The 24,149-nt window shown below is 68.7% G+C and carries 22 protein-coding genes; 11 read left to right on the top strand and 11 right to left on the bottom strand.

Annotated elements, in window-relative coordinates:
• Nucleotides 1-51 precede the first annotated feature (51 nt).
• The 3 genes from cydB to hisC all read right to left on the bottom strand — a co-directional run bounded on the left by cydB (nucleotide 52) and on the right by hisC (nucleotide 3,860).
• On the bottom strand, nucleotides 52-1,059 hold the full coding sequence (gene cydB / locus ACZ5XS_RS27135; RefSeq protein WP_468655534.1) for a cytochrome d ubiquinol oxidase subunit II: 1,008 nt from the start codon (nucleotides 1,057-1,059) through the stop codon (nucleotides 52-54).
• 20 nt (nucleotides 1,060-1,079) lie between these two features.
• Nucleotides 1,080-2,585, bottom strand: a complete 1,506-nt coding sequence (locus tag ACZ5XS_RS27130; protein WP_468655532.1) for a cytochrome ubiquinol oxidase subunit I — start codon at nucleotides 2,583-2,585, stop codon at nucleotides 1,080-1,082.
• 195 nt (nucleotides 2,586-2,780) lie between these two features.
• Entirely contained in the window at nucleotides 2,781-3,860 is a 1,080-nt protein-coding gene (gene hisC, locus ACZ5XS_RS27125; protein ID WP_468655530.1) for a histidinol-phosphate transaminase, read from the bottom strand.
• 419 nt (nucleotides 3,861-4,279) lie between these two features.
• Here hisC and ACZ5XS_RS27120 point away from each other — a divergent pair, with 419 nt between their 5' ends.
• The 3 genes from ACZ5XS_RS27120 (at nucleotide 4,280) to ACZ5XS_RS27110 (ending at nucleotide 7,775) form a co-directional block, all read left to right on the top strand.
• Nucleotides 4,280-5,392 carry a LacI family DNA-binding transcriptional regulator gene (locus ACZ5XS_RS27120; protein WP_468655528.1) on the top strand — a complete coding sequence of 371 codons (1,113 nt, stop codon included), beginning with the start codon at nucleotides 4,280-4,282 and terminating at the stop codon, nucleotides 5,390-5,392.
• A 243-nt stretch (nucleotides 5,393-5,635) separates the two neighbouring features.
• Complete coding sequence (locus tag ACZ5XS_RS27115) at nucleotides 5,636-6,718, top strand: metallophosphoesterase (RefSeq protein ID WP_468655526.1); 1,083 nt, start codon at nucleotides 5,636-5,638, stop codon at nucleotides 6,716-6,718.
• A 193-nt stretch (nucleotides 6,719-6,911) separates the two neighbouring features.
• A complete protein-coding gene (locus ACZ5XS_RS27110; protein WP_468655525.1) occupies nucleotides 6,912-7,775 on the top strand; it encodes a hypothetical protein in 864 nt (287 codons plus the stop codon).
• A 79-nt stretch (nucleotides 7,776-7,854) separates the two neighbouring features.
• On the opposite strand, the gene thiC is transcribed toward ACZ5XS_RS27110, so the two are convergent.
• A complete protein-coding gene (gene thiC / locus ACZ5XS_RS27105) occupies nucleotides 7,855-9,645 on the bottom strand; it encodes a phosphomethylpyrimidine synthase ThiC (protein WP_254400610.1) in 1,791 nt (596 codons plus the stop codon).
• Between the two features lie 440 nt (nucleotides 9,646-10,085).
• Here thiC and ACZ5XS_RS27100 point away from each other — a divergent pair, with 440 nt between their 5' ends.
• Nucleotides 10,086-11,606, top strand: coding sequence for a YibE/F family protein (locus tag ACZ5XS_RS27100; protein ID WP_468655605.1), 1,521 nt, complete (start codon nucleotides 10,086-10,088; stop codon nucleotides 11,604-11,606).
• A 390-nt stretch (nucleotides 11,607-11,996) separates the two neighbouring features.
• On the opposite strand, the gene ACZ5XS_RS27095 is transcribed toward ACZ5XS_RS27100, so the two are convergent.
• The 4 genes from ACZ5XS_RS27095 to ACZ5XS_RS27080 all read right to left on the bottom strand — a co-directional run bounded on the left by ACZ5XS_RS27095 (nucleotide 11,997) and on the right by ACZ5XS_RS27080 (nucleotide 14,398).
• Nucleotides 11,997-12,434: an SsgA family sporulation/cell division regulator gene (locus ACZ5XS_RS27095; RefSeq protein WP_383862380.1), complete on the bottom strand. Its 438-nt coding sequence runs from the start codon at nucleotides 12,432-12,434 to the stop codon at nucleotides 11,997-11,999.
• Nucleotides 12,435-12,533: 99 nt separating this feature from the next.
• Nucleotides 12,534-13,268, bottom strand: coding sequence for an IclR family transcriptional regulator (locus tag ACZ5XS_RS27090; protein ID WP_468655603.1), 735 nt, complete (start codon nucleotides 13,266-13,268; stop codon nucleotides 12,534-12,536).
• 452 nt (nucleotides 13,269-13,720) lie between these two features.
• The gene (locus ACZ5XS_RS27085; RefSeq protein ID WP_468655523.1) at nucleotides 13,721-13,933 is read right to left on the bottom strand and encodes a DUF5326 family protein; all 213 of its coding nucleotides are present in this window, start codon (nucleotides 13,931-13,933) and stop codon (nucleotides 13,721-13,723) included.
• 147 nt (nucleotides 13,934-14,080) lie between these two features.
• On the bottom strand, nucleotides 14,081-14,398 hold the full coding sequence (locus ACZ5XS_RS27080) for a cupin domain-containing protein (protein ID WP_383862510.1): 318 nt from the start codon (nucleotides 14,396-14,398) through the stop codon (nucleotides 14,081-14,083).
• A 58-nt stretch (nucleotides 14,399-14,456) separates the two neighbouring features.
• Here ACZ5XS_RS27080 and ACZ5XS_RS27075 point away from each other — a divergent pair, with 58 nt between their 5' ends.
• The 5 genes from ACZ5XS_RS27075 to ACZ5XS_RS27055 all read left to right on the top strand — a co-directional run bounded on the left by ACZ5XS_RS27075 (nucleotide 14,457) and on the right by ACZ5XS_RS27055 (nucleotide 18,332).
• Complete coding sequence (locus ACZ5XS_RS27075; protein ID WP_468655521.1) at nucleotides 14,457-14,834, top strand: phage holin family protein; 378 nt, start codon at nucleotides 14,457-14,459, stop codon at nucleotides 14,832-14,834.
• Nucleotides 14,835-14,841: 7 nt separating this feature from the next.
• Nucleotides 14,842-15,333, top strand: a complete 492-nt coding sequence (locus tag ACZ5XS_RS27070) for a low molecular weight protein-tyrosine-phosphatase (protein ID WP_468655519.1) — start codon at nucleotides 14,842-14,844, stop codon at nucleotides 15,331-15,333.
• Entirely contained in the window at nucleotides 15,330-16,484 is a 1,155-nt protein-coding gene (locus tag ACZ5XS_RS27065) for a cystathionine gamma-lyase (protein WP_468655517.1), read from the top strand. The genes ACZ5XS_RS27070 and ACZ5XS_RS27065 overlap by 4 nt, the downstream gene beginning before the upstream one ends.
• A gap of 228 nt (nucleotides 16,485-16,712) precedes the next feature.
• Nucleotides 16,713-17,762, top strand: coding sequence for a LysR family transcriptional regulator (locus ACZ5XS_RS27060; protein ID WP_468655516.1), 1,050 nt, complete (start codon nucleotides 16,713-16,715; stop codon nucleotides 17,760-17,762).
• Nucleotides 17,763-17,849: 87 nt separating this feature from the next.
• Nucleotides 17,850-18,332, top strand: a complete 483-nt coding sequence (locus tag ACZ5XS_RS27055) for an NUDIX domain-containing protein (protein ID WP_468655514.1) — start codon at nucleotides 17,850-17,852, stop codon at nucleotides 18,330-18,332.
• Between the two features lie 14 nt (nucleotides 18,333-18,346).
• On the opposite strand, the gene ACZ5XS_RS27050 is transcribed toward ACZ5XS_RS27055, so the two are convergent.
• On the bottom strand, nucleotides 18,347-20,047 hold the full coding sequence (locus tag ACZ5XS_RS27050; protein ID WP_468655512.1) for a globin domain-containing protein: 1,701 nt from the start codon (nucleotides 20,045-20,047) through the stop codon (nucleotides 18,347-18,349).
• 395 nt (nucleotides 20,048-20,442) lie between these two features.
• Nucleotides 20,443-21,075, bottom strand: a complete 633-nt coding sequence (locus tag ACZ5XS_RS27045; RefSeq protein ID WP_468655510.1) for an HAD family hydrolase — start codon at nucleotides 21,073-21,075, stop codon at nucleotides 20,443-20,445.
• A gap of 194 nt (nucleotides 21,076-21,269) precedes the next feature.
• On the opposite strand from ACZ5XS_RS27045, the gene ACZ5XS_RS27040 reads away from it, so the two are divergent.
• Nucleotides 21,270-22,142, top strand: coding sequence for a GNAT family N-acetyltransferase (locus ACZ5XS_RS27040; RefSeq protein WP_468655508.1), 873 nt, complete (start codon nucleotides 21,270-21,272; stop codon nucleotides 22,140-22,142).
• A gap of 97 nt (nucleotides 22,143-22,239) precedes the next feature.
• Here the strand turns inward: ACZ5XS_RS27040 and ACZ5XS_RS27035 are convergent, their stop codons facing one another.
• Nucleotides 22,240-23,448: an MFS transporter gene (locus tag ACZ5XS_RS27035; RefSeq protein ID WP_468655506.1), complete on the bottom strand. Its 1,209-nt coding sequence runs from the start codon at nucleotides 23,446-23,448 to the stop codon at nucleotides 22,240-22,242.
• A 122-nt stretch (nucleotides 23,449-23,570) separates the two neighbouring features.
• Between ACZ5XS_RS27035 and ACZ5XS_RS27030 the strand changes: the two genes are divergently transcribed.
• Nucleotides 23,571-24,023: a GNAT family N-acetyltransferase gene (locus ACZ5XS_RS27030; RefSeq protein WP_468655505.1), complete on the top strand. Its 453-nt coding sequence runs from the start codon at nucleotides 23,571-23,573 to the stop codon at nucleotides 24,021-24,023.
• The last annotated feature ends 126 nt before the right edge of the window (nucleotides 24,024-24,149 follow it).

The following is a 24,149-nucleotide window of genomic DNA, read 5'->3' as shown; positions in this document are numbered from 1 at the left end:
CAGGGCGCGCGTTTCACGTGAAACATCGTGAAACGCGCTTCCCTGTCGGACTCAGTGAACGGCGTCGGCGGCCAGGTGCTGCGTGCCGATCCGCTTGCGGAACACCCAGTAGGTCCAGCTCTGGTAGAGCAGGACGATCGGTGTGGCGATGCCCGCACACCAGGTCATGATCTTCAGGGTGTAGGGGCTCGACGAGGCGTTGGTGACCGTGAGGTTCCACTCGGCATTGAGCGAGGACGGCATGACGTTCGGGAAGAGCGTCAGGAAGAGCATCGCCACAGTGGCGACAATGGTGATGCCGGACAGCGCGAACGACCATCCCTCACGTCCGGCCTGGTTCGCCCCGAGTGCCACGACCAGCGCGGCGACCGCCACGACGAGCGCGACCAGGCTCTTGCCGTCACCGCTGTCGACCTGCGTCCACGCCAGGAAGACCAGCGCCAGCACGGCGGCGACGAGTCCCACCCCCAACGCCAGCTTCCGTGCCCGCTCCCGGATCTCTCCGACGGTCTTGAGTGCCGTGAACACGGATCCGTGGAAGGTGAACAGGGTCAGCGTCACCAGACCGCCGAGCAGCGCGTAGGGGTTGAACAGGTCCCAGAAGGTGCCGACGTAGTTGAAGCTCTGGTCGATCTTCACGCCGTGCACGATGTTGCCGAAGGCCACACCCCACAGGAAGGCCGGGATCAGCGAGGTCCAGAAGATCGCGTGCTCCCAGTTGCGCTGCCAGTTCTCCTCGGGCCGCTTCACCCGGTACTCGAAGGCGACACCCCGGACGATCAGGCAGACCAGGATCATCAGCAGGGGCAGGTAGAACCCGGAGAACAGCGTGGCGTACCACTCGGGGAAGGCGGCGAAGGTCGCGCCGCCGGCCGTGAGCAGCCATACCTCGTTGCCGTCCCAGACCGGGCCGATGGTGTTGATCAGCACGCGCCGCTCGGGCCGGTTTCGGGCGAGCAGCTTGGTGAGAATGCCGACCCCGAAGTCGAATCCCTCCAGGAAGAAGTATCCGGTCCACAGGAGGGCGATGAGGACGAACCAGACGTCGTGAAGTTCCATGACTGTGCAGCTCCCTCGGCCTAGTACGAGAAGGCCATCGGCTTGTCGGCGTCACGGGAGTCGCCGCCGATCTTCGTGGGCGGATTGAGGTCGGCCTCGGTGAGTTCGGGCGGGCCGGCCTTCACGTACTTCGCGAGCAGCCTGACCTCGATGACGGCCAGGACGGCGTACAGCGCGGTGAAGGTGACCATCGAGATGATGATCTCGGTCTGGGAGACGCCCGGGGAGACCGCGTCGCGGGTCTGCATCACGCCGTAGACGACCCAGGGCTGTCGTCCCATCTCGGTGAAGATCCAGCCCCACGAGTTGGCGATCAGCGGGAACGCCATCGTCCAGACCGCCAGCAGCCAGTACAGCCGGGTGAGCCGCGATCCGAGAGGCTTCTTCAGCAGCACCAGGTGCGGTACCTCGTCCTCCCCGGTCCGCAGGGACGCCGGCAGCAGGAACCTCTTCCGGGTGAGCCACAGCCCCAGCAGGCCGAGGGAGAAGGACGCCATACCGAAGCCGATCATCCAGCGGAAGCCCCAGTAGGCGACGGGGACGATGGGCTTGTAGTCACCGGGCCCGTACTTCTGCTGCTCGGCCTTGTTGGTGTCGTTGATGCCGGGCACGTAGGAATCGAAGTCGCTGTGGGCGAGGAAGGACAGCAGCCCGGGTATCTCCAGGGCCACCTTGTTGTGCCCCTCGTCGACGTCCCCGTACGCGAACACGGAGAAGGGCGCCGGTTCCTCGCCGTCCCACAGCGCCTCCGCGGCGGCCATCTTCATCGGCTGCTGCTCGTACATGACCTTGCCGAGGGTGTCCCCGCTGATCGCGGTGAACAGACCGCCGACCGCCAGGGTGACCAGGCCGAGCCGGAGCGAGGTCCGCATCACCGGGATGTGCTTCTTGCGCAGCAGGTGGAAGGCCGCGATGCCCACCATGAAGGCGCCACCCGTCAGGAAGGCCGCCGAGAAGCTGTGGAAGACCTGGTTGAGCGCGGTGTTCTGGGTGAGGACCTGCCAGAAGTCGGTGAGTTCGGCGCGGCCCTTCTCCTTGTTGATCCGGTAGCCGACGGGGTGCTGCATCCAGGAGTTGGCCGCGAGGATGAAGTACGCCGACAGCAGCGTGCCGAGCGAGACCATCCAGATGCAGGCCAGGTGGATCTTCTTCGGCAGCTTGTCCCAGCCGAAGATCCACAGACCGATGAAGGTCGACTCGAAGAAGAAGGCGATCAGCGCCTCGAAGGCGAGCGGGGCGCCGAAGACGTCACCGACGAAGCGAGAGTAGTCGGACCAGTTCATGCCGAACTGGAACTCCTGCACGATGCCGGTGACGACACCCATCGCGATGTTGATCAGGAAGAGCTTGCCCCAGAACTTGGTGGCCCTGAGGTACTTCTCCTTCTCCGTGCGCACCCAGGCCGTCTGCAGGCCGGCCGTGAGAGCGGCCAGCGAGATCGTCAGGGGAACGAACAGGAAGTGGTAGACGGTGGTGATGCCGAACTGCCAGCGCGCCAATGTCTCCGGCGCCAGAGCCAGTTCCACGTCGTCACTCTCCTTACATCGCCGTGTCACAGCGGCGGTTTGCCCCTTACGCCCCCCCACATCGCGGGAGTAACCGGGACACGCTTGTGAACGCGTTCACATTCACAAGCAATTATGGCGCACCCGTTTTCGAAGCACGATGGGGGGTCCCCCTTTTTCCGGGAGACCCCCCTCACAACACGCCGGTGCCGGGACCTAGAGCTCCTTGCGGAAGCCCTCCGCCACCTTCAGGAAGATGTCGTTCGCCTCGTTCTCCCCGACCGTGACCCGCACGCCCTCGCCCGGGAACGGTCTGATCACCACGCCCGCCTGCTCGCACGCCGCGGCGAAGGCGACCGTGCGCTCCCCCAGCCGCAGCCACACGAAGTTGGCCTGGGTCTCGGGCACCGTCCAGCCCTGGCCGCGCAGCGCCTCGACCACGCGCGTGCGCTCGCACACCAGGCAGCCGACCCGGCCGAGCAGTGCGTCCTCGGCCTGCAGCGAGGCGATCGCCGCGTCCTGCGCGAGCTGGCTCACACCGAAGGGCACCGCCGTCTTGCGCAGCGCCGCCGCGACCGGCTCGTGGGCGATCGCGAAGCCGACACGGAGACCGGCCAGGCCGTACGCCTTGGAGAACGTCCGCAGGACACAGACGTTGGGCCGCTCGCGGTACAGCTCCACGCCGTCCGGCACCTCGACGTCGCGGATGAACTCGCGGTACGCCTCGTCCAGCACCACCAGCACGTCGCTCGGCACCCGGTCGAGGAACCGTTCCAGCTCGGCCCGCTTCACGACGGTGCCGGTCGGGTTGTTCGGGTTGCAGACGAAGATCAGCCGGGTCCGGTCGGTGATCGCGTCCGCCATGGCGTCCAGGTCGTGCACGTCACCCGTCGTCAGCGGCACCTGCACCGACGTCGCCCCGCTGATCTGCGTGATGATCGGGTAAGCCTCGAAGGACCGCCAGGCGTAGATCACCTCGTCGCCGGGGCCGGAGGTCGCCTGGACCAGCTGCTGGGCCACGCCGACCGAGCCGGTGCCGGTGGCCAGGTGGGAGAGGGGGACGGCGAAGCGCTCGGACAGCTCGTTCATCAGGCCCGTGCACGCCATGTCCGGGTAGCGGTTGAACGAGGAGGCCGCGGCCATCACCGTCTCCATCACGCCGGGCAGCGGTGGATACGGGTTCTCGTTGGAGGACAGCTTGTAGGCCACCGGGCCGTCGGCCGCCGCGGGCTTGCCCGGCTTGTAGGTGGGGATCCCCGCCAGCTCGGCGCGCAGCTTCGGGCTCGTCTCGCTCACCGCAGTCCTCCTCGCGACCGCCGGCGGCCCGTCATCACCGCCCGGCTTCCCATACTCCTCACCTTATGAGGATTCCGTTCGGCTGCGTACAGGTCGGAGCCGACCTCATCCGTCACACCGGCATCAGGGGCATCACCATACGAAGGCGCACGAAACCAGGGGGCGCGGTCACATATATCTATGCGCCGGTGGCTCACGCCGTGGCGCGCATCCCTCGTAGAGGTGAGTTGAGACCTCTTCGAAACATGGACCACTTGGCAGGCCTGCACGGGCCGACACGTCACGTCCTGACATGGAGTGACCCAAGTCCCTTGCTTTCCAAGGTATTTGGCGACAAGTGACCTTGCAGAAACGTGCCTGTCAACGCGTGCATATGCGTCCGCCCTACCCCACCGCATGAGCCCTACTATCGGCTCGCCATGACAGCAGCAGGGAAGCACCAGGTGAGCCGCGCGGAAACCTCTCGTCGGGGAAATCGGCCGGGCCGGGCAGGCATCAGAGACGTCGCCGCCGCCGCCGGAGTCTCGATCACGACCGTCTCCGACGCCCTCAACGGCAAGGGCAGGCTCCCCGACGCCACCCGACGCCACGTCCGCGAGGTCGCCGACCGGCTGGGCTACCGCCCGTCGGCCGCCGCCCGCACACTACGCACCGGCAAGTCGGGTCTGATCGGCCTGACCGTGACGACGTACGGGGATGAACCTTTCACCTTCACCGAGTTCGCGTACTTCGCCGAAATGGCGCGCGCCGCCACCTCGGCCGCGCTCGCCCGCGGCTACGCGCTCGTCATCCTCCCCGCGACCTCCCGCCACGACGTGTGGTCGAACGTCGCCCTGGACGGCACGGTCGTCATCGACCCGTCCGACCAGGACCCGGTCGTCAGTGAACTGGTCCGGCAGGGTCTCCCGGTCGTCTCCGACGGCCGCCCGGCCGGCACACTGCCGGTCACCGCCTGGGTCGACAACGACCACGAGGCTGCCGTACTCGGCATCCTCGACCATCTGGCCGCCGCCGGCGCCCGCCGCATCGGCCTGCTGACCGGGACCACGACGGACACGTACACCCACCTGTCGACCACCGCGTACCTGCGCTGGTGCGAGCGCGTGGGCCAGGATCCGGTGTACGAGGCCTACCCGGCGCACGACCCGTGCGCGGGCGCCGTCGCCGCCGACCGGCTGCTCGCCCGTCCCGACCGGCCCGACGCCGTGTACGGACTGTTCGACCCGAACGGCACCGACCTGCTCGCCGCCGCCCGCCGCTACGGTCTGCGCGTGCCGGACGACCTGCTGCTGGTCTGCTGCAGCGAGTCCACCGTGTACGCCAGCACCGAGCCGCCCATCACCACGCTCTCCCTGAAGCCGCGCCGCATCGGTACCGCCGTGGTCCAGCTCCTCATCGACGCCATCGAGGGGGTCGAGTCGGACCGACCGGTCGAGCAGGTGATACCGACCGAACTGATCGTGCGTACCTCGTCCCAGCGACGTTCTCCGCGTACGACCGTCAGCCCGCCGCGATCGCCCGAAGAGAAGTAATCCGAGGGCGGCCGCCCCGAGAAAGCGCGTTCTCCGATGCGGGGCAAGGGCGGTTGCCCGGAGGGCGAAGCCCTGCCCAATCGGGGCGAAAGCCGCGGTGAACCGGGCTCCTGCTCCGATTCACCACCCCTGGGTCATCACACGGCGCGATCCGCATTCCTATGATGGGCCCACGACACCGCGGGCCGCTGCGACCAGGCAGTCCGAAGCGGTGCAGATGCGGCGTGATGGTGGAGGGGTCGGATGACTCAGGGGGCCGGTCAGGGACCCGAGGTGGAGCGGACGGCGACGTTGCGCGACTTCCGGGTGCCCGCGTACGTCCACGAGACCGGTCCGTACCCTCCCGCCGCCTCCACCGGCGAGGGCGTCAGACCGGTCGAGGAAGCGGTGGAGCACCCCGAGGGGTACACGCCGACCGAGCGCGACCTGCCGGTCATCAACCGGGGTGACACTCTTCAGGTGCGCATCGACCCCGTGGCCGTACCGGACCCGCAGCCGACGAGCGGACCCGGGCCGCTCTACGTCGTCGGAGACGTGCACGGATATCTCGACGAGCTGGTGGCCGCCCTCCAGGAGAGGGGCCTCGTCGACAGCGCCGGGAACTGGTGCGCGGGCACGGCCCGACTGTGGTTCCTGGGCGACTTCACCGACCGCGGCCCGGACGGCATCGGCGTCATCGACCTCGTGATGCGGCTGTCCGCCGAGGCAGCCGCGGCCGGCGGCTACTGCAAGGCCCTCATGGGCAACCACGAGCTGCTGCTGCTCGGGGCCAAGCGGTTCGGCGACACCCCCGTCAACTCCGGCGCGGGCACTGCCACCTTCCAGGCCGCCTGGCTGCTCAACGGCGGCCAGAAGAGCGACATGGACCGTCTCCAGGACCACCACCTCCAGTGGATGGCCCGCCTCGACGCCGTCGAGGAGGTCGACGGTCATCTGCTCGTCCACTCCGACACCACCGCGTATCTCGACTACGGCCGCTCCATCGAAGAGGTCAACGACACCGTCCGCGAGACGATCACCCGCAACGACGCGGACGAAGTGTGGGATCTGTTCCGCAAGTTCACCAAGCGGTTCTCCTTCCGCGACGAAGGCGGCGCGGACGCCGTACGCTCCCTGCTCGATACGTATGGCGGCACCCGCATCGTTCACGGGCACAGCCCCATTCCGTATCTCCTCGGCGACGTCGGCACCGAAGAGGGCGAGGACCCGGCAACTCCGCTGGTCGAGGGGCCGCACCTCTACGCCGACGGACTCGCCATCGCGATGGACGGCGGAGTGACCATGGCCGGAAAGCTGCTGGTCCAGCAACTTCCCCTGGATATCTGAGGGTTCTCAGGGCAGGCGTTTGCCCATGACGGACTGAGCGCCGGCCGCCCTGGCCGGAGGGCATTTTCGGTAAACCCCCTGTCACCGCGTACCGACATCGCTCTACCATCGGCTTATCCGTAGCAGGCTCCCCTCCGTTTCTGCCCGACGGCTCGTCAGCGTGCGAGCCCCAAGCCCTACGGAGCATCGGGGGATGCACATGAACAGCGTTCCGCAGCACCTGCTGAGCGAGGACCGCCAGGAATACGAGCGGATCCTCGATGAGGCGCTGCGCTCCGCCCCACACCGTCCTGAACTGGCCGCTGTCGGTCAGCGGCTCAACACCGAACAACTGCGCACCATGGCACTCAACGCCACCGCCCTCATCACGGCGGCCGCGGCGACCGAGTACCAGCACTATGTGAAGGTCCGCGAGGAACTGCGCCAACCGGCGCCGTCCCCCTCGTCGTCCACGCGCGAGACCGGCTCCCCGGAGCCGGGCACGAGCACGATGGGACTCGCCACCACCATGGGTGAGGTCGCCGAGACCGCCGGCGCGGGCGCCATCGCCATCGTCGCGGTCCTGGCACCCGTCCTCGCCGGAACGGCCGCGGCGATCTTCCTGCTCGTGGGCTACATCCTGAAGATGCTCAACCCCGAGCCGGCGTTCGCCCAGACCATGCTCACCACCGGGTGGGTGTTCGGCGCCATGACCGCGGCCGCGATCCTCGTCGCCGCCGTCGGACTGCTGCTCACCGCGCTGCGCAACCAGCCCTCGCTCGAAGCGGGGCCGTACGGCGTGATGAGCGAGGAGGTGGCCCGGGCCAAGGAAGCCTGGCGTGAGGCCCTGCTGGAGCGCGGCATCCTGCCGTTCCTCCGGGAGGCGCTCGCCACCCCCGGCAGTGCCGCACTGCACCGTACGACACCGCCGGCACCGACCAGCCGCATCCCGCACCTCGGCTACGACCGGCCGGGCTTCAGCAGCCCGGACGAAGGCACCCGGGGTCCCCGCCCGAGCTTCACGAGCCCGGACTACACCAGTCCGGACTTCGGGGGGCCGGAACACCAGCCGGAATAGCCGGAACGGCCCCTCGGCTTGCGCCCCCACCAGGGGAGCGCAAGCCGAAGACCCGGCCCCGACCGGGGGCAGAACGGCCTCAGTCCGCGAGGGGCAGGTACACACGGTTGCCCGCCGCCGCGAACTCCTTGGACTTCTGTGCCATGCCCTCCTCGATCTCCTCCTGATTCCCGCCGTGCCGGCGGCGGATGTCCTGGGAGATCTTCATCGAGCAGAACTTCGGACCGCACATCGAGCAGAAGTGCGCCGTCTTGGCAGGCTCGGCCGGCAGCGTCTCGTCGTGGAACTCCCTTGCCGTGTCCGGGTCGAGAGCCAGGTTGAACTGGTCCTCCCACCGGAACTCGAACCGGGCGTCCGACAGCGCGTCGTCCCACTCCTGCGCACCGGGGTGCCCCTTGGCGAGGTCGGCCGCGTGGGCTGCGATCTTGTAGGTGATGACACCGGTCTTCACGTCGTCACGGTTGGGCAGGCCCAAGTGCTCCTTGGGCGTGACGTAGCAGAGCATCGCCGTGCCCCACCAGGCGATCATCGCGGCACCGATGCCGGAGGTGATGTGGTCGTACGCGGGCGCGACGTCCGTCGTCAGCGGGCCGAGCGTATAGAACGGAGCTTCATCGCAGATCTCCTGCTGAAGGTCGATGTTCTCCTTGATCTTGTGCATCGGGACATGTCCCGGGCCCTCGATCATGGTCTGTACGTTGAAACGCTTCGCGATTCGGTTGAGTTCCCCGAGCGTGCGCAACTCGGCGAACTGCGCCTCGTCGTTGGCGTCCGCGATGGAGCCCGGCCTGAGGCCGTCACCCAGCGAGTACGTGACGTCGTAGGCGGCGAGGATCTCGCAGAGCTCCTCGAAGTTCTCGTACAGGAAGCTCTCCTTGTGGTGCGCGAGGCACCAGGCGGCCATGATCGAGCCGCCGCGCGAGACGATGCCGGTCTTGCGGTTCGCCGTCAGCGGTACGTACGGCAGACGGACGCCCGCGTGGACCGTCATGTAGTCCACGCCCTGCTCGGCCTGTTCGACGACCGTGTCCTTGTAGATCTCCCAGGTCAGCTCCTCGGCGCGCCCGTCGACCTTCTCCAGGGCCTGGTAGAGCGGCACCGTGCCGATGGGGACGGGGGAGTTGCGCAGCACCCACTCGCGGGTGGTGTGGATGTTGCGGCCGGTGGACAGGTCCATGACTGTGTCGGCGCCCCAGCGGGTCGCCCAGGTCATCTTCTCGACCTCCTCCTCAATGGAGGACGTCACCGCGGAGTTGCCGATGTTGGCGTTGACCTTCACCAGGAACCGCTTGCCGATGATCATCGGCTCGATCTCCGGGTGGTTGACGTTGGCCGGGAGCACAGCCCTGCCTGCGGCGATCTCCTCGCGGACGACCTCCGGCGAAACGTTCTCCCGGAGAGCGACGTACTCCATCTCCGGTGTGATCTCGCCGCGGCGGGCGTAGGCGAGCTGCGTGACCGCGTTGGCGTCGCGGCTGCGGCGCGGCAGGCGCGGCCGTCCCGGGAAGACCGCATCGAGGTTGCGCAGGCCGCCCCTCGGTGAGGTGTGCTTGACCCCGTCGTCCTCGGGGCGGACGGGCCGGCCCGCGTACTCCTCGGTGTCGCCGCGGGCCACGATCCAGTTCTCGCGCAGGGGCGGCAGCCCCCTGCGGACATCGGTTTCGGTGAGTGGATCGGTGTACGGGCCCGACGTGTCGTACAGCGTGACCGACTGCCCGTTGGTGAGGTGCACCTGACGGACCGGCACCCGCAGATCGGGGCGTGAGCCCTCGACGTACGCCTTGTGCCAGCCGATGGACTTCCCGCTCTCCTCGCCCTCACTGAGCTCGTTCTGCGTGGAGGCAGGCGTGCGTGCGTCCTTGTTGGTCATGAGACCTAGCTCCCTACGCCGGCATTACCCGGTAACAGGTTCGGCGGTCGACGCAGCGAATTCCGTGTGCCGTTGTTTCGTGTGAAACATCACTCGCTTCAGGTGATGTTTCATGTGAAACATGGCAGGGACGGAGGTCAGCGCCCTCTCAGCCCGGTGCTCCGAGCTCCCGCGTGTACAAAGGTGGCTCCACGCTAGCGTCAATTCGGGCGCGGTGAACAGAGGGCCCCTGGCGTTCTTGCGATGATCGGTCGGTGACCACGACACAGCAGTTCCCGTTTCCGCCATCCGAGCCGCCGCGCAGGCCGGGGGGCGGGAACGGTGACGGAGGCGATGACGGACGTGGAGACGGGCGCGGCGACAGCCTTGGCGGGGGCCATGGGGGCGGCCGTGGCGGTAGCCATGACTTTTTCGGTGCCGGGGTCGACGGGCGAGCCGGGCTGGCCCATGGGGCCGGAGTCGGTGACGGGCACGGTGGCGGTCGTGGGTCCGGCCATGGCGACGAGCACGGTCATGGCTCGGGTGGCGGCGACGGTCACGGCGACGACGGTTCCGGCGGGGGGCAGGGGCACGACGGTCCCGGCGGCGGACAGGGGCACGACGGTCCCGGTCCTGGCGGCGGGCACGGCCACTCCCACAGTCACGGGCCCGCGACGCCCGTCTCCAAGCATCTGCGCAAGGTCATCGCGGCGATCCTGATCCCGTTCGCCGCGGCCGTCCTGGTGGGGCTCGCGGTGTTGTGGCCGGGGGGCGCCCCGGGGCACGCGCGCACGGGGGTCGGCTTCGACCGGCAGACCCAGCAGGCCACGGTCACCCAGGTCGAGAGCGTGAGTTGCTCGTCGGTGAACGCCTCCGGGGAAGCCCCGACCGGCGACACCTCCACCGCCGAGGGCTCGTCCGCGCAACAGCAGGCGAACGGCACCTGCAAGAAGGCGACGATCCGGGTCGACACCGGCGAGGACAAGGGCCGTACCTTCACGGAAATCGTCCAGCCTGACCAGTCACGCCAGTTGCACGAGGGCGAGAAGGTCGTCGTCGCCTACGAGCCCTCGGCGCCGAAGGACCTGCAGTACTCGGTCACCGACGTCAACCGTCGCCTCCCGATGGCGTTGCTCGCGGGCATTTTCGCGCTCGCCGTCGTGATCGTGGGGCGGCTACGGGGCGTGATGGCACTGGTCTCACTGGCCATCAGTTTCCTGCTCCTGAACTTCTTCGTCCTGCCCGCGATCCTGCAGGGCTCGAATCCGCTCGTCGTGGCGGTGGTCGGATCGAGCGCCATCATGCTGATCGCCCTGTACCTGTGCCACGGCCTGTCGGCCCGAACGTCCGTGGCGGTGCTCGGCACACTGATCTCGCTGTTGCTGATCGGAGTGCTGGGCTCGCTGTTCATCGGATGGGCCGCGCTCACCGGTAACACGGACGACAACACCGGTCTGATCCACGGTCTGTATCCGTCGATCGACATGAGCGGTCTGCTGCTCGCCGGCGTCATCATCGGTTCGCTCGGTGTCCTCGACGACGTGACCGTCACCCAGACGTCGGCGGTCTGGGAACTGCACGAAGCCAATCCGACGATGGGCTGGCGCGGGCTGTACCGCGCGGGCATACGGATCGGCCGTGACCACATCGCGTCCGTCGTCAACACGCTCGTCCTCGCCTACGCGGGCGCCGCGCTGCCGCTGCTGCTGCTCTTCTCGATCGCACAGAGCAGCATGGGGACGGTCGCCAACAGCGAACTTGTCGCAGAGGAGATCGTGCGCACGCTGGTGGGCTCCATCGGCCTGGTCGCCTCGGTACCGGTCACCACGGCCCTCGCGGCCCTGGTGGTCTCGGCCGACCGGACGGGGGCGGGGGCCCCTGCGACGGCAGGGATGCCGGGAGCGCCGGCGCTGGAAACGGCAGCGACCGGTGGGCGTCCGGCTCCGGCACGCGGCGGGAAGGGACGGCGGCGCAGGCGCTGAGGCAGGAGGCCTGGCTGCCCTGCCCGCCCTGTCTGCTGCCCGCCCGTCTGCCTGTCTGCCTGTCTGCCTGTCTGCCTGTCTGCCTGTCTGCCTGTCTGCCTGTCTGCCTGTCTGCCTGTCTGCCGCGGCTTACCCGACCGATCGACCGGATCCGAGCCGGGCGGCACTGGCCGCCTCAGCATCCGCCTCGCCGCCACGCCACCTTGCGCCTTGCTTCGCGTCGCCTCGCGTCGCCTAAGCACCCGAGCTCACGCCTGGCCTCCTGCATGACGGCTCCCGCGTCGCCTCACGCATCACGCTTGACTGACGAAGTCACGGCTCACGCGGAAGCCTTGCAGCGCAACCCGCCGCCCCAGGCGAAGCGTTCCGCCACCTTGCTGACGAAGCGCTTCAGCCCGCGCTCTGCTCCTCCGCCAGGATGCGGTCCAGAGCCTCGTCGAGGTGAGCGTCGAAGTCGGCGTGCGCCCCTTCCTGACCCAGCGGCACCAGCTTGTCGGTGCGGTCCAGGAAAGCGATGAGCGGCGCCGTCGACGAGCGGAACAGCGCCTGGTCGCTGCCGACCTGCAGCCGGATCAGCACGTCGCCGAGCGAGTCGGGATCGGCGGGCGAGACCCGCACGTCCCCGTCCCCGCACGGCCGCCCCACACCGTCGATCAGCAGCTCGCGACCGAAGGCCCAGGTCACCGGGGCATCTCCCGGCAAATGGAAGGTCAGCCGGACGGCGTACGGATCGCAGGTCTCGTAGCGCAGCTCCACCGGGATTCGGAAGGAGAGCTCCTCGGAAACGAGAAAGCTCATCATGACCTCTGCTTGCACGGACTCGCGCATCGCCTACCCCGTCACTTGCCGTCGACTGGCTGGGAACCATCCTTCAGACACTGAGGGAATCTTGCTGAAAGTACACGAGAGATCACAAGGAGTGAGTTTTCAGATACTGATAGAGATCGCGAGTGACCCCAGCAGCAGCCCCAGCGCGTCCTGCAACTGCTGTGTCGCCGACTGCAGCCGGTCTGCCTGATGGGCGGGCAGAGAAATGGCCATCGTCGCGGCCGAGTTACCGACCGTGATCGGAATGGCCGCGCACACCGTCCCCAGCGCGTACTCCTGCCGCTCGGTCACCGGATCCGCCCGCCGCATGCGTTCGAGTCGCCGCAGCATGGTGTGGCTGTCGCGCACCGTGTACGGGGTGATGGACTGAACGGGATAGCGGTCGAGGTGGTCGCGGCGGGCCTCGTCGTCCAACTGGGCCAGCAGACACTGCCCGATGGCGTGCGCGTGCCCGGTTTCGCGGAAATCGGCCCACTCCTCGACCGCCGGGTTGCCCGGGGTGTCGGAGACGCACATGACCTCGATCTCGCCGTCGCGGTACATCGCGTAGTACACCGGTACGCCGATCGCGTCGCGCCAGTGTGCGAGTGTCTCCGCGACCGTGCTGCGACGTTTCTGCCGGGCTCCGCTGCTGCCCAGCCGCTCGGCCGCCTCACCGAGGAAGAACAGCCCCTTGTCGCGGCGCAGATAGCCCTCGTGCACGAGGGTGCGCAGCAGGTGGTAGGCCGTGGGGAGCGCCAGGCCCGTCTCGCGGGCGAGTTGCTTGGCTGGGGCGCCGTGTTCGTGCTCGGCGACGGCCTCGAGCAGGCGCATCGCGCGTTGCACGGATCCGATGAGGGTCGCGGACTGTGGCGACGCGGACGACGAGGTCGCCTGCCGCTGCGTCGGCGGTGTCGTGGGGCGCGGCCGCGCCGACGGTGCGGCGGGCTGCTCGGGCGGTCGGATGTGCGCTCCCGGCGGCGGGAGCGCGGCTCGGCCGGCCGCTGCGGGCGCATGGGGCGCAGCCGCCGCGGCGGCTGCCTGGGGCTGGGCGGGTGCGGAGGGTACGTGGGATTGGACAGGTGGGGTGTCAACCGTGGCCAAGGGTCACTCCCGGAGCGCGAGGGGGCAGCCCGTGCGGGGAACACGGGAGGGGGTGTACGCCGCTCGCGGGGTCGTCTCCCCGCGTCGAGTTCCGGACTCTAATCGTCCGTCACCGCTCGCAGACCGCCTCGCCGGGAAACTTCCCTCCCCCGAGGGAACCGGTGATTCCTGTTACCGACCGCCGGTTGCCCCGAGTTGACGGCTCACCAGTCGCCGCGGGACGAGGAGCTCGTCGTGAACTTCCGTACGACGTAGATCAGTCCGCCGACCAGAGCCACGAAGACCAGCAACTTGAAGAGCAGGCCGATGACGAAACCCACGACGCTCGCTATCAGCCCGCCGAACACGACCAGGGCGATGACCGGCACCGCGACCCACTTCACCCACCACGGCAGTCCCATGAAGATCTCTCGCATCGCCCCAACCTCTCTGTGCCCGGCACCTGTGCTGCCGGATCTTCTGACGTCGTGCACTCGATGCTAGGGCCGGGAGGGGTCCCGGCGGGGGCCTCGCATCCCTTGTCCGCCCCTGACTGATCCCCTAGGGAACCCCGAGGTCGCAGCTCAGCTCTCGGGCGGAGAGAACACCACCATCACCCTCAGGTCCTCGCTGATGTGGTGGAACTTGTGCGCCACACCGGCCGGTACGTACACGACGCTGCCGCGCGCCACCTGGGTGGTCTCCATGCCCACGGTGATCGCGGCGCGACCACTCACGACGAAGTAGACCTCGTCCTGGTTGTGCGGCTGCTGTGGGTCGTGCGCGCCCGCATCGAGCGCGTACAGGCCGACCGACATGTTCCGCTCCCGCAGGAACTGCAGGTAGGCGCCGTCGTTGGCGGCACGCTCCGCCTCCAGTTCATCCAACCGGAATGCCTTCATCGACTTTGTCCGCCCTCGCCCGTACTCGTAATCGATCTCGTCTGTCACGATCAGACACATGAAGAATTTCGTAGTCAAGACGATCGCCAACGCGGGCGCCCTGGCGGTCGCCGTATGGCTGCTCGACAAGATCACCCTCACCGGCGACAGCACCGGCAAGAAGGTCTGGACGCTCATACTCGTCGCCCTGGTCTTCGGAGTGGTGAACTTCCTGGTCAAGCCCATCGTGAAGGTTCTCACCTTCCCGCTGTTCATCCTGACCCTCGGCCTGATCACCCTGGTGGTCAACGCCCTGATGCTGCTGCTGACCTCCTGGCTCGCCGACAAGCTCGACCTGAGCTTCCACGTCGAGGGCTTCTGGACCGCCGTCCTGGGCGGCCTGATCATCTCGATCGTGTCCTGGGCGCTCCACGTCGTCCTGCCCGACGAGGACTGAGCACACCATGACCTACCGGGTCTGCTTCGTCTGCACCGGCAACATCTGTCGTTCCCCGATGGCCGAATCCGTCTTCCGCGCCCGCATCCGGGAGGCCGGCCTCGACGGCCTGGTGGAGGTCGACAGCGCCGGAACGGGCGGCTGGCACGAAGGAGACGGTGCCGACCCGCGCACGGTCACCGTCCTCGAGAACAACGGCTTTGACGGTGCTCACACGGCCCGCCAGTTCCAGCCGTCATGGTTCGCCCGCCTCGACCTCGTCATCGCCCTCGACGCCGGTCACCTCAAGGCCCTGCGCCGCCTCGCACCCACCTCGGGGGACGCGGAGAAGGTCCGGCTGCTGCGCTCCTACGACCCGACCGCGGGCGGCGACCTCGACGTACCGGACCCGTACTACGGGGGCCTGGACGGCTTCGAGGAGTGCCTTGAGATGGTGGAGGCGGCGAGTGAGGGTCTGCTCGCCGCGGTACGCGAGGACGTGGAGGGACGAGGGGCATGAGCGCTACGAGCGGGCAGGGACTGCCGGTGGACAGTGGTGACGGCACGCGCGCGGTGCGGGCAGGGCTGCCCGAGCCGGTCAAGCACGAGCCGACCCTGCCCGGTCCGGTGTTCGCCGCCCACTTCCACCTGCCGGGCGAGGTGACGGGTCCGTACGGCTACGGCCGAGATGACAACCCGACCTGGACCCTGCTGGAGCGCGCCATCGGCGAGCTCGAAGCGCCCGGGCAGGACGACGCCGAGACGCTCGTGTTCGCCTCCGGCATGGCCGCCATCTCCTCGGTGCTCTTCTCACAGCTGCGGACCGGCGACGCGGTCGTCATGCCCAGCGACGGCTACCAGGCGCTGCCCCTGGTGGGCACCCAACTGGAGGCGTACGGCATCGAGGTGCGCACCGCGCCCACCGGCGACGACGCCCAGCTGGACGTCCTCGACGGCGCGAAGCTGCTGTGGATCGAGACGCCGTCGAACCCCGGGCTCGACGTGTGCGACGTACGGCGGCTCGCCGAGGCGGCACACGCGCGCGGCGCCCTGGTCGCGGTCGACAACACGCTCGCGACACCTCTCGGGCAGCGTCCGCTGGAACTCGGTGCCGACTTCTCCGTGGCCAGCGGCACCAAGCAGCTCACCGGGCACGGGGACGTCCTGCTGGGATACGTCGCCGGCCGCGACGCCGAGGCCATGGCCGCCGTACGGCGCTGGCGGAAGATCGTCGGGGCGATCGCGGGGCCCATGGAGGCCTGGCTCGCCCACCGTTCTATCGCCACGCTCCAACTGCGGGTCGACAGGCAGAACGCGACTGCCCGGACTCTCGCGGAGGCGCTGCGGGAGCACCCCGAGGTGACCGGGCTGCGCTACCCCGGCCTGCCCGGCGACCCCTCCCACAAGGTCGCCTCGCAGCAGATGCGGCGCTACGGATGCGTGGTCTCCTTCACGCTGCCCACGCGCGCGCGTGCCGACCGTTTTCTCGACGCACTGCGGCTCGTCGACGACGCGACCAGCTTCGGCGGGGTGCGCTCGACGGCCGAACGCCGCGGGCGCTGGGGCGGAGATGCCGTGCCGGACGGGTTCATTCGCTTCTCGGTGGGTGCGGAGGACCCCGAGGACCTGGTGGCGGATGTGCTGCGCGCGCTGGACGAATCGTCCCGGTGACGCCCTCGCGCCCGCTCCGGGCAGTGTGCGGCTCCGTACGACGGACGGTCCGAGCCTCCCCCCTCGTGGCTCGGACCGTCCCGGTTCTGCGCGCGAAGAACCGCGCGAACAAGGCTAGTTGACTCTGTGTCAGTGTCCAATCACAGTAGCGACAGAGACCTATCGACATATTTATAGTTGGGCCCTGCCTCGGGGCCGGGAGAAGGGCAGGGAAGAGGAGGCGTCGCCATGGATCTGGCCTTGCTGCGCACCTTTGTGACGGTGCACCGGGCCGGTTCCTTCACCCGCGCGGCCGCGCTGCTCGGCCTGTCGCAGCCGGCCGTCACCTCGCAGATCCGCACCCTGGAGCGACAGCTGGGGCGGCCCTTGTTCCTGCGGCAGGCCCGGGGCGTGACACCTACGACCATCGGCGACGAGCTCGCCCACAAGGCGGCCCCGCATCTCGACGCCCTGGTGGAGATAGCCGAGACCGGGCTCGACGACGATTCGTCCTTACGGACACTGCACCTCGCAGGGCCGCCCGAGTTCACCGCCGAGCGGGCGCTGCCCGCGCTCACCCTGCTGACCGGCGAGGACGGCCAGGGCTTCGCCCTGCGTGCTTCCTTCGGCAACGCCGAGGAGGTTCTGGAAGGGCTGGCCGCCGGACATCATGATCTGGCCATCTGCCCGGCCCGCCCACGCGGCGCCCTGCTCACGGCGACTGCGCTCTGCGACGAGGAGCACGTCCTGGTCGCCGCCCCGCGCTGGGCCGAACAGCTCGGCTCCGGGAAACCACGCCGCAAAGGGGCACGGGTCCTGGAGAACGTCACATCTGCCAAGGGGAGACGGGCGGCGGAGAACATCTCAGGGCCCAGGGGAAGGCGGGCATCGGACAACCCCTCCGGGTCCACGGGAAGACGGGCGTCGGAATCCGCCTCCGTGGCCAGGTCGGCTCCCGCGCTGGAGAACGTCCCGGTGGTCGAGGTGCACGAGTCGCTGCCCTTCGTGTCCCGCTACTGGGCTTCGGTCTTCGACTCCCTCCCGGCCGCCCCGGGAACCGTGATCGTTCCCGACCTGCGCGCGGTTCTCGCGTGCACGGTGGCAGGCGCCGGGCTCGCCGTGCTGCCCCGCTATCTGTGCGCCTCCGCCCTCGAGCGCGGGAAGGTCGTCGCACTGCACGATCCGGCGGTTCCGCCCCTGCGGACGTACTTCCTGGTGGTCCGCACCGGCACCCTGGCGATGCCGCACATCGCGCGCGCTCATGAGTGGCTGCTGCAGGCGGCCGGCGACTGGTGCTGAGGCCCGCATTTCGGCTGGTCACACGGTGAGACCATTCGGTGGCCTGCGCGATGTTTCACGTGGAACCAGCGGGGCCACATTTCTCCCATGACCGTCCGACCTGTGGTCAAGCGCACCGCCCGCGCCGTTCTGCTGGACGGTGACGACCTGATCCTGATCAAGCGCACCAAACCCGGCATGGATCCCTACTGGCTCACGCCCGGCGGTGGGGTCGAGCCGGACGACACGACCGTCGTCGACGCCCTGCACCGCGAGGTGTACGAGGAACTCGGCGCCAAGATCACCGATGTGGTGCCCTGCTTCGTCGACACCGTCGAACACATCGGCGCGGACGCCAGCGCGACCGGCGTGAAGGTGCAGCACTTCTTCGTCTGCCATCTGGAGTCCATGGACCCGTCCCTGCGGCACGGTCCAGAGGTGGACGAGCCCATCGGCGAGTACGAGATCGTGCGGGTGCCGTTCACCCGCGTCGGGATCGCCTCCGTCCACCTCGTACCGCTGTCGCTGCGGCACTACCTCGACGGCAACATCGAGGGTGTACGCGCCATGCACGCCCCGGACCTCGGCTGACGTCCGACAAAGGATCACTGGGCGGCGGTGACGAGCTCCTCCACCGAGTCGTGGCGTATGCGTGCCGACGGGATACCGATGTCCCTGAGCGCGTCCACGCCGCTGCGGATCATTCCGGGCGGGCCGGAGAGATAGGCGTCGTACTCGTTCCACGGGCCGTAATCGCGTATGGCGTCCGGGAGCTGGAGGTGCGCCTGCTGATCGATGACCGCGCGGACCGAGAGCCAGGAGTGGCTCTGCTGGAGCCGGAGCATGGTGTCGATGTCGTAGAGGTCGTGATCGGTCCGGGCGCCGTAGAACACCTCGACCGGGCGCCGTTCGCCGTGCTCGGCGACGTCCTCGACGAGTGCCTTGATGGGCGCTATGCCGGTCCCGCCGCCCAGACAGAGCAGTCCACTGTCGGTGGTGTGGTCGACGGTCATCGAGCCGGCGGGCGGGCCGAGCCGGATGATGTCGCCCGGCCGGGCGCGGTGCACCAGAGCGTTGGAGACCCAGCCCGCGGGGACGGCCTTCACGTGGAACGACAGCAGACCGTCCGAGCGGGGCGCTGAAGCGAAGGAGTAGTGCCGCCAGATCCGCGGCCACCAGGGCGTCTCCACGCTCGTGTACTGACCGGCGAGGAAGGGATAGGGCTGATCCGGGCGGACGGTGACCACCGCGACGTCCGGCGTTCTGAGATCGTGCGCCACGACTTCCGCGTGCCACCAGGCCGGGGCGCGTAGTTCGTCCGCCGCCGCCGCGTCGATCATGACCTGCGAGATCGTCGTGTACGCCCGGACCCAGGCTGCCTCCAGCTCGGGGTTCCAGATCCCGGCGGCGTACTTGCTCAGGGCGCCGATCAGGCACTCGCCGACCGCCGGGTAGTGCTCGGCCCGCGTGCCGTACTTGCGGTGGCCGCGGCCGAGGTTCTGCAGGTACTCGACGAGGACCTCGGTGTTGTCGATGTGCTCGGCCGCCGTGAGCAGCGCCTTGAGCAGGCGGTCCCGCTGGGTGTCCATCGCGGCCGGGAACAGTGACCGCAGATCGGGGTGGCGCACGAAGAGCAGCGCGTAGAAGTACGAGGTGACCTTGTCGGCCACCGGGCCGACCTCGGCCATGGTCCGGCGGATGAGAACGGCGTCCGGGGAGGCGTCCTGCTGCGGGGCGGAGCGCTGGGCGGGCACTCGCTGTTCGGTCGGTGAGGCTTGGGCGGGCGCGGCCTGGGTGAGGAGGGAGGAGCCGGCGAGCGGGGCCTGAGGGGGCGGAGCTGGGACGCTGGTCGGCCTGAGGGCCGATATCGAGGGCGATATCCCGGGGGCCTGTATCGCGCCCGGCCTTCCGGATGCGTCGGCGGCCGGGACAGCGTGGGCTGCGCCGGACGCTGGGTCATCCGTGGTGGCGGGCTCGGAGTCGGTTGTCTCCCCTGGAGGGGGTGCGCCGGCTGCCGTCGCTGCGGGCGGTGTGTCGTCCGTAGCTTCCGGGGGCTGCGGTGCTCCGCCGGTTGTCATGGCGGGCGGCGCGGCGTCCGGCGTCGGTGGGGCCGTGCCGGTTCCTGTCGCGGTCCTGCCCACCGGGCGCATCGCTGCCAGGCGACGGCCGTCGGCGCTCTCCGGTTCGCCGCCAGGAGGGGTCTCCGGCTGCTTGTGCGGCGTGAACCAGCCGCTCCCGCCGCCGGAAGTGCCGTTGTCGGCCGACGTGGTGGTCGGAGCGTCCATGGTGTGCCTCGCCTCGAACATCTCTCGGTCGGTCTGCGCACTTCCCTGGTCGGAAGTTGCCTGCTTTCCCCCGCAGACGGCTTGCTCTCTTGTGGCCGGTGCCGCGGCCGGCGCGGCCAATTCAACCCGTGTTCCGGCCACGTACGGACAAGTAGGGCGAGAGTGTGACATTGGCCGCAGTACTTCATCGCAGCGTCTCACCCGTGTGGATGCCCCGGCCGTATACCCGGAATTGCCGTCTTTTGATCTCTCCGTCACGTTAGGCTGGATTGCCCTGCTCTCGGCCCCCTCGGACCTGCAGGAGGGGCTCCTCAGCCGGACAGGAACCGGAGTCGACCATACCGGCCGCCGCTCCCCACACAAGTCCCCCCTCCTGCTCCACGATTGCGACGGACTCGAACCGTCAATTCCCGCAATTACCGTGTGTGTCGCACCAATTCATAGGCTTCCCACAGGTCCCGGCCCCTGTAGGAGTGAGTCGAGATATCGGCCAGATGACTGTCCGCGTTGACCGCCACAGAGATCGGCACCGCACCGAACAGGTCTCTGTCCGACAGCGAGTCGCCATAAGCGATGCAGTCGGCCCGCGCCACGCCGAACTCCTCGCACAGCCGGTCGGCGATGCGGACCTTGGCAGCAGCGCTGAGCACTCCGGCCGGGTCCACGGGCTCGGTGAAAGGCAAAGCGGGAAAGACAGACCCGTGCGCCGCGTGTGCGCCCCAGCCGATGAGCCGCTCCACGAAGAAGGAGGGCGAGAGCGACACAACAGCGCAGTAATCGCCGCCCTCCCTTATTTCCGCCCAGACCTCACGGATACGCGCCAGCCACGGGGCACCTTCGAAGGCCGCTGCCACATGCGCTTCAGTGAGCTCCGCCCAGAGCGTGTACACCTCCGCCGCGTATTCGGGCGGGCCTATCAGCCCCGCCCCGATCGCCTGGTCGAGCGCCACCGCCTCGGCTTCCAGCCCGAGCTGCCGGGAGATCTCCACTGGCGCGGTACTTCCGTGCAACAACGTGCCGTCGAGGTCGAAGAGATGAAGTCTGGCCATGCCGCCGAGGCTAGCGGGATGCCTGGCCCGGCTTGCGAAGGGGCCGTCGGACAGCAGTCGTTCGCCGATGTTTCACGTGAAACACCCAGCGGCTGCTCGCGGCCTGTGCAGTTGGCCATGACATGGCCAAAAGCTCGTGCCAGCTCCCGGAAACGGGTGGACGTCGAGGGTGCCCGTCCGACAGCCTGACCTGCGTGCCGACTCCTTCCCCTTCCCTCACCGCTCTGCCCATCCGCCGTCTGACGCGTCGCGATCTCACCGCCTGCGCCGACTTGTCCGAGGACCGGGGGTGGCCACGCGAGGAGCACAAGTGGGGCTTCCTCCTCACAGCCGGGAAGGGTTATGGCATCGACGACCCCGACGGCGGACTCGTCAGCGCCTGCGTGGTCACCGAGTACGGACCGCAGGAGCGGCCCGAGCTCGGAGCCGTCGGCATGGTGCTGGTCGCCGAACGGCATGCCCGCCAGGGCATCGGACGCCGGCTGATGCGCCACGTGGCCGCCGCGATGGGCACCACACCGCTGACTCTGCACGCGACGCCGAACGGTAGCCCGCTCTACGAGGAGCTCGGCTTCAAAACCACCGGCCGGGCCGAGATGCTGAGCGGTCACTTCACACCGGACAGCTCGATTCCCGAGGTCGCCACCCGCACGGCCACCGCCGAGGACCTCACCACCATCCTGCGGCTCGACGAGGAGGTCTTCGGCGCCGATCGCACGCACATCATCACCCGACTGCCTGCCTTCGCTGACCAGTTGCGCGTCGCCGAGGAGGACGGCCGGATCATCGGCTACGCGGCCGCCTGGCCCAACATGGACACACACGTCGTGGGTCCGTTGATCGCCCGCGACACACGGACGGCGAAGGCGCTGATCGCCTCCCTGGCCGCCCACACCGCTCGCCCCCTGCGCACCGACATCGACGTACGGCACGAGCAACTGCTGGCGTGGGCGAAGGATCACGGTCTGACCTCCGTCGCCTTCAACGCCGTCATGACGTATGGCATCGCGGAACTCCCCGGGGACTGGAGCCGTCGGTTCGCGCCACTGACGGTGGCGGCGGGCTGAGGCCGGGCGGGCGAGTTCCGATACGGCGCCGCCGGCTCCCGGCGGATCCGGGAACCGGCGGCGCCGTACAGCTCGCGGTCGGGGGCAGCCGCCCGGTTCAGTGGGTCACAGCAGCTCGCTGTTCCGTCGGCACGCCCTCCGCGACCACCGTGCTGGGCGCGCTGTCCCGGCGTTCCAGGGCGGCCGAGAGGAAGGCCAGGAGCAGGGCGGCCGCGGCGAGGACGGCGCCGACCCAGTTGGGGGCGGTGTATCCGAGGCCGGCCGAGATGACGAGACCGCCGAGCCAGGCGGAGAGCGCGTTGCCGAGGTTGAAGGCACCGATGTTCACGGCCGACGCGAGTGTCGGGGCTCCCTGTGCCTGGTCGAGGACCCGCTTCTGCAGCGGCGGCACGGTGGCGAAGCCCAGGGCACCGATCAGCGCGATCGTGACGGCGGCCAGGGCCTTGTGGTCGGCGGTGAGCGTGAAGAGAGCAAGCACCACGGCAAGGGCGCCCAGAGAGACGTAGAGCATGGGCATCAGGGCGCGGTCGGCGTACTTGCCACCGACGAGGTTGCCGCCGACCATGCCGAGGCCGAAGAGGACCAGGAGCCACGTGACCGAACCGTCGGCGAAACCGGCGACCTTGGTCATCATCGGCGCGATGTAGGTGATGGCCGCGAAGACGCCACCGAAGCCGAGGACGGTCATCGCCATGGCGAGCAGGACCTGCGCGTTCTTGAAGGCGGCCAGTTCGTGTCGCAGGCTCACTCCTTCCGCCCTGGGCATCTCGGGGACGAGCTTGGCGATGCCGAGCAGACCGATCACGCCCAGGGCCGCGACGATCCAGAAGGTGACACGCCAGCCGACGGACTGCCCGACCAGCGTGCCGAGCGGGACGCCGACCACGTTGGCGACCGTCAGTCCGGTGAACATCATCGCGATGGCTCCTGCCTTCTTGTCAGGCGCGACCAGGTCGGCCGCGACGACCGAGCCGATGCCGAAGAAGGCCCCGTGGGCGAGTGAGGCAATCACGCGGCCGGTCAGCATGACGGCGAAGGCGGGTGCGACGGCGGACAGCAGGTTGCCGACGATGAACAGCCCCATCAGCAGCATCAGCATCCGCTTCCGGGAAATCCTGGTACCGAGCACGGTCATCAGCGGAGCGCCGAACATGACACCGAGCGCGTAGCCGGTCACCAGGAAGCCGGCGGTGGGGATGGAGACCCCGAAGTCACCCGCGACCTCGGGCAGCAAGCCCATGATCACGAACTCCGTCGTACCGATTCCGAAGGCCCCGATCGCAAGGGCGAGAAGCGCGAGCGGCATGGGGATGACACCTTCCCAGATGGTTGCATGGGCGCGTTACGCAGAAACACATTAATTGCAGACGCTCTATATATGTAAACGCTTGATATTTTGCCCGCCCGGCCGCTGCATAGGGTTCGGCCATGGGAGATATCGAGATACGGCCCGCCATGGCGGAGGACCTTCCCGCGATCGTCGCCATGCTCGCCGACGACCCCCTGGGTGCCCGGCGTGAGTCACCGGACGACCTGATCCCCTACCTGACGGCACTGGACCGACTCTCGACCGACCCCCACCAGCATGTGATGGTCGCCGTCCGTGAACGTCGGGTCGTGGGAACGCTCCAGCTCACGATCATTCCCGGGCTGTCCCGGCGCGGCTCCACGAGGTCGATCGTCGAAGGCGTGCGCATTCACGCCGACGAGCGTGGCAGCGGCCTGGGGACGCAGCTCATCGAGTGGGCTATCGAGGAATCCCGGCGGCAGGGCTGCCAGTTGGTCCAGTTGACTTCGGACAACACCCGCACGGACGCCCACCGCTTCTACGAGCGGCTCGGATTCACCGCCTCGCACGTCGGCTTCAAGCTCCAGCTGTGAGGTGAAGCCCCGAGCGCCATGACGCTCCGGTTGCGGGGGGGGGGGGGGGGGGGGGGGGGGGGGGGGGGGGGGGGGGGGGGGACGGAGGAATAGGGAGGTGCGACGGCGGCACACACAAACGGCGAG

This window comes from Streptomyces sp. NPDC033131 (assembly GCF_055578365.1).
The sequence above is the reverse complement of the archived record's forward strand: the minus strand, read 5'-3'. Positions and strand labels throughout refer to the sequence as shown.

Coding starts and splice junctions, on each gene's coding strand:
- ACZ5XS_RS27110 (WP_468655525.1), top strand. CDS start 6,912: ATGCACATGAACAGCGTTCCGCAGCACCTGCTGAGCGAGGACCGCCAG.
- ACZ5XS_RS27075 (WP_468655521.1), top strand. CDS start 14,457: ATGAAGAATTTCGTAGTCAAGACGATCGCCAACGCGGGCGCCCTGGCG.
- ACZ5XS_RS27115 (WP_468655526.1), top strand. CDS start 5,636: ATGACTCAGGGGGCCGGTCAGGGACCCGAGGTGGAGCGGACGGCGACG.
- ACZ5XS_RS27095 (WP_383862380.1), bottom strand. CDS start 12,434: ATGCGCGAGTCCGTGCAAGCAGAGGTCATGATGAGCTTTCTCGTTTCC.
- ACZ5XS_RS27065 (WP_468655517.1), top strand. CDS start 15,330: ATGAGCGCTACGAGCGGGCAGGGACTGCCGGTGGACAGTGGTGACGGC.
- ACZ5XS_RS27030 (WP_468655505.1), top strand. CDS start 23,571: ATGGGAGATATCGAGATACGGCCCGCCATGGCGGAGGACCTTCCCGCG.
- ACZ5XS_RS27080 (WP_383862510.1), bottom strand. CDS start 14,398: ATGAAGGCATTCCGGTTGGATGAACTGGAGGCGGAGCGTGCCGCCAAC.
- ACZ5XS_RS27060 (WP_468655516.1), top strand. CDS start 16,713: ATGGATCTGGCCTTGCTGCGCACCTTTGTGACGGTGCACCGGGCCGGT.
- ACZ5XS_RS27050 (WP_468655512.1), bottom strand. CDS start 20,047: ATGTTCGAGGCGAGGCACACCATGGACGCTCCGACCACCACGTCGGCC.
- thiC (WP_254400610.1), bottom strand. CDS start 9,645: ATGACCAACAAGGACGCACGCACGCCTGCCTCCACGCAGAACGAGCTC.
- ACZ5XS_RS27035 (WP_468655506.1), bottom strand. CDS start 23,448: ATGCCGCTCGCGCTTCTCGCCCTTGCGATCGGGGCCTTCGGAATCGGT.
- ACZ5XS_RS27055 (WP_468655514.1), top strand. CDS start 17,850: ATGACCGTCCGACCTGTGGTCAAGCGCACCGCCCGCGCCGTTCTGCTG.
- ACZ5XS_RS27120 (WP_468655528.1), top strand. CDS start 4,280: ATGACAGCAGCAGGGAAGCACCAGGTGAGCCGCGCGGAAACCTCTCGT.
- cydB (WP_468655534.1), bottom strand. CDS start 1,059: ATGGAACTTCACGACGTCTGGTTCGTCCTCATCGCCCTCCTGTGGACC.
- ACZ5XS_RS27070 (WP_468655519.1), top strand. CDS start 14,842: ATGACCTACCGGGTCTGCTTCGTCTGCACCGGCAACATCTGTCGTTCC.
- ACZ5XS_RS27085 (WP_468655523.1), bottom strand. CDS start 13,933: ATGCGAGAGATCTTCATGGGACTGCCGTGGTGGGTGAAGTGGGTCGCG.
- ACZ5XS_RS27045 (WP_468655510.1), bottom strand. CDS start 21,075: ATGGCCAGACTTCATCTCTTCGACCTCGACGGCACGTTGTTGCACGGA.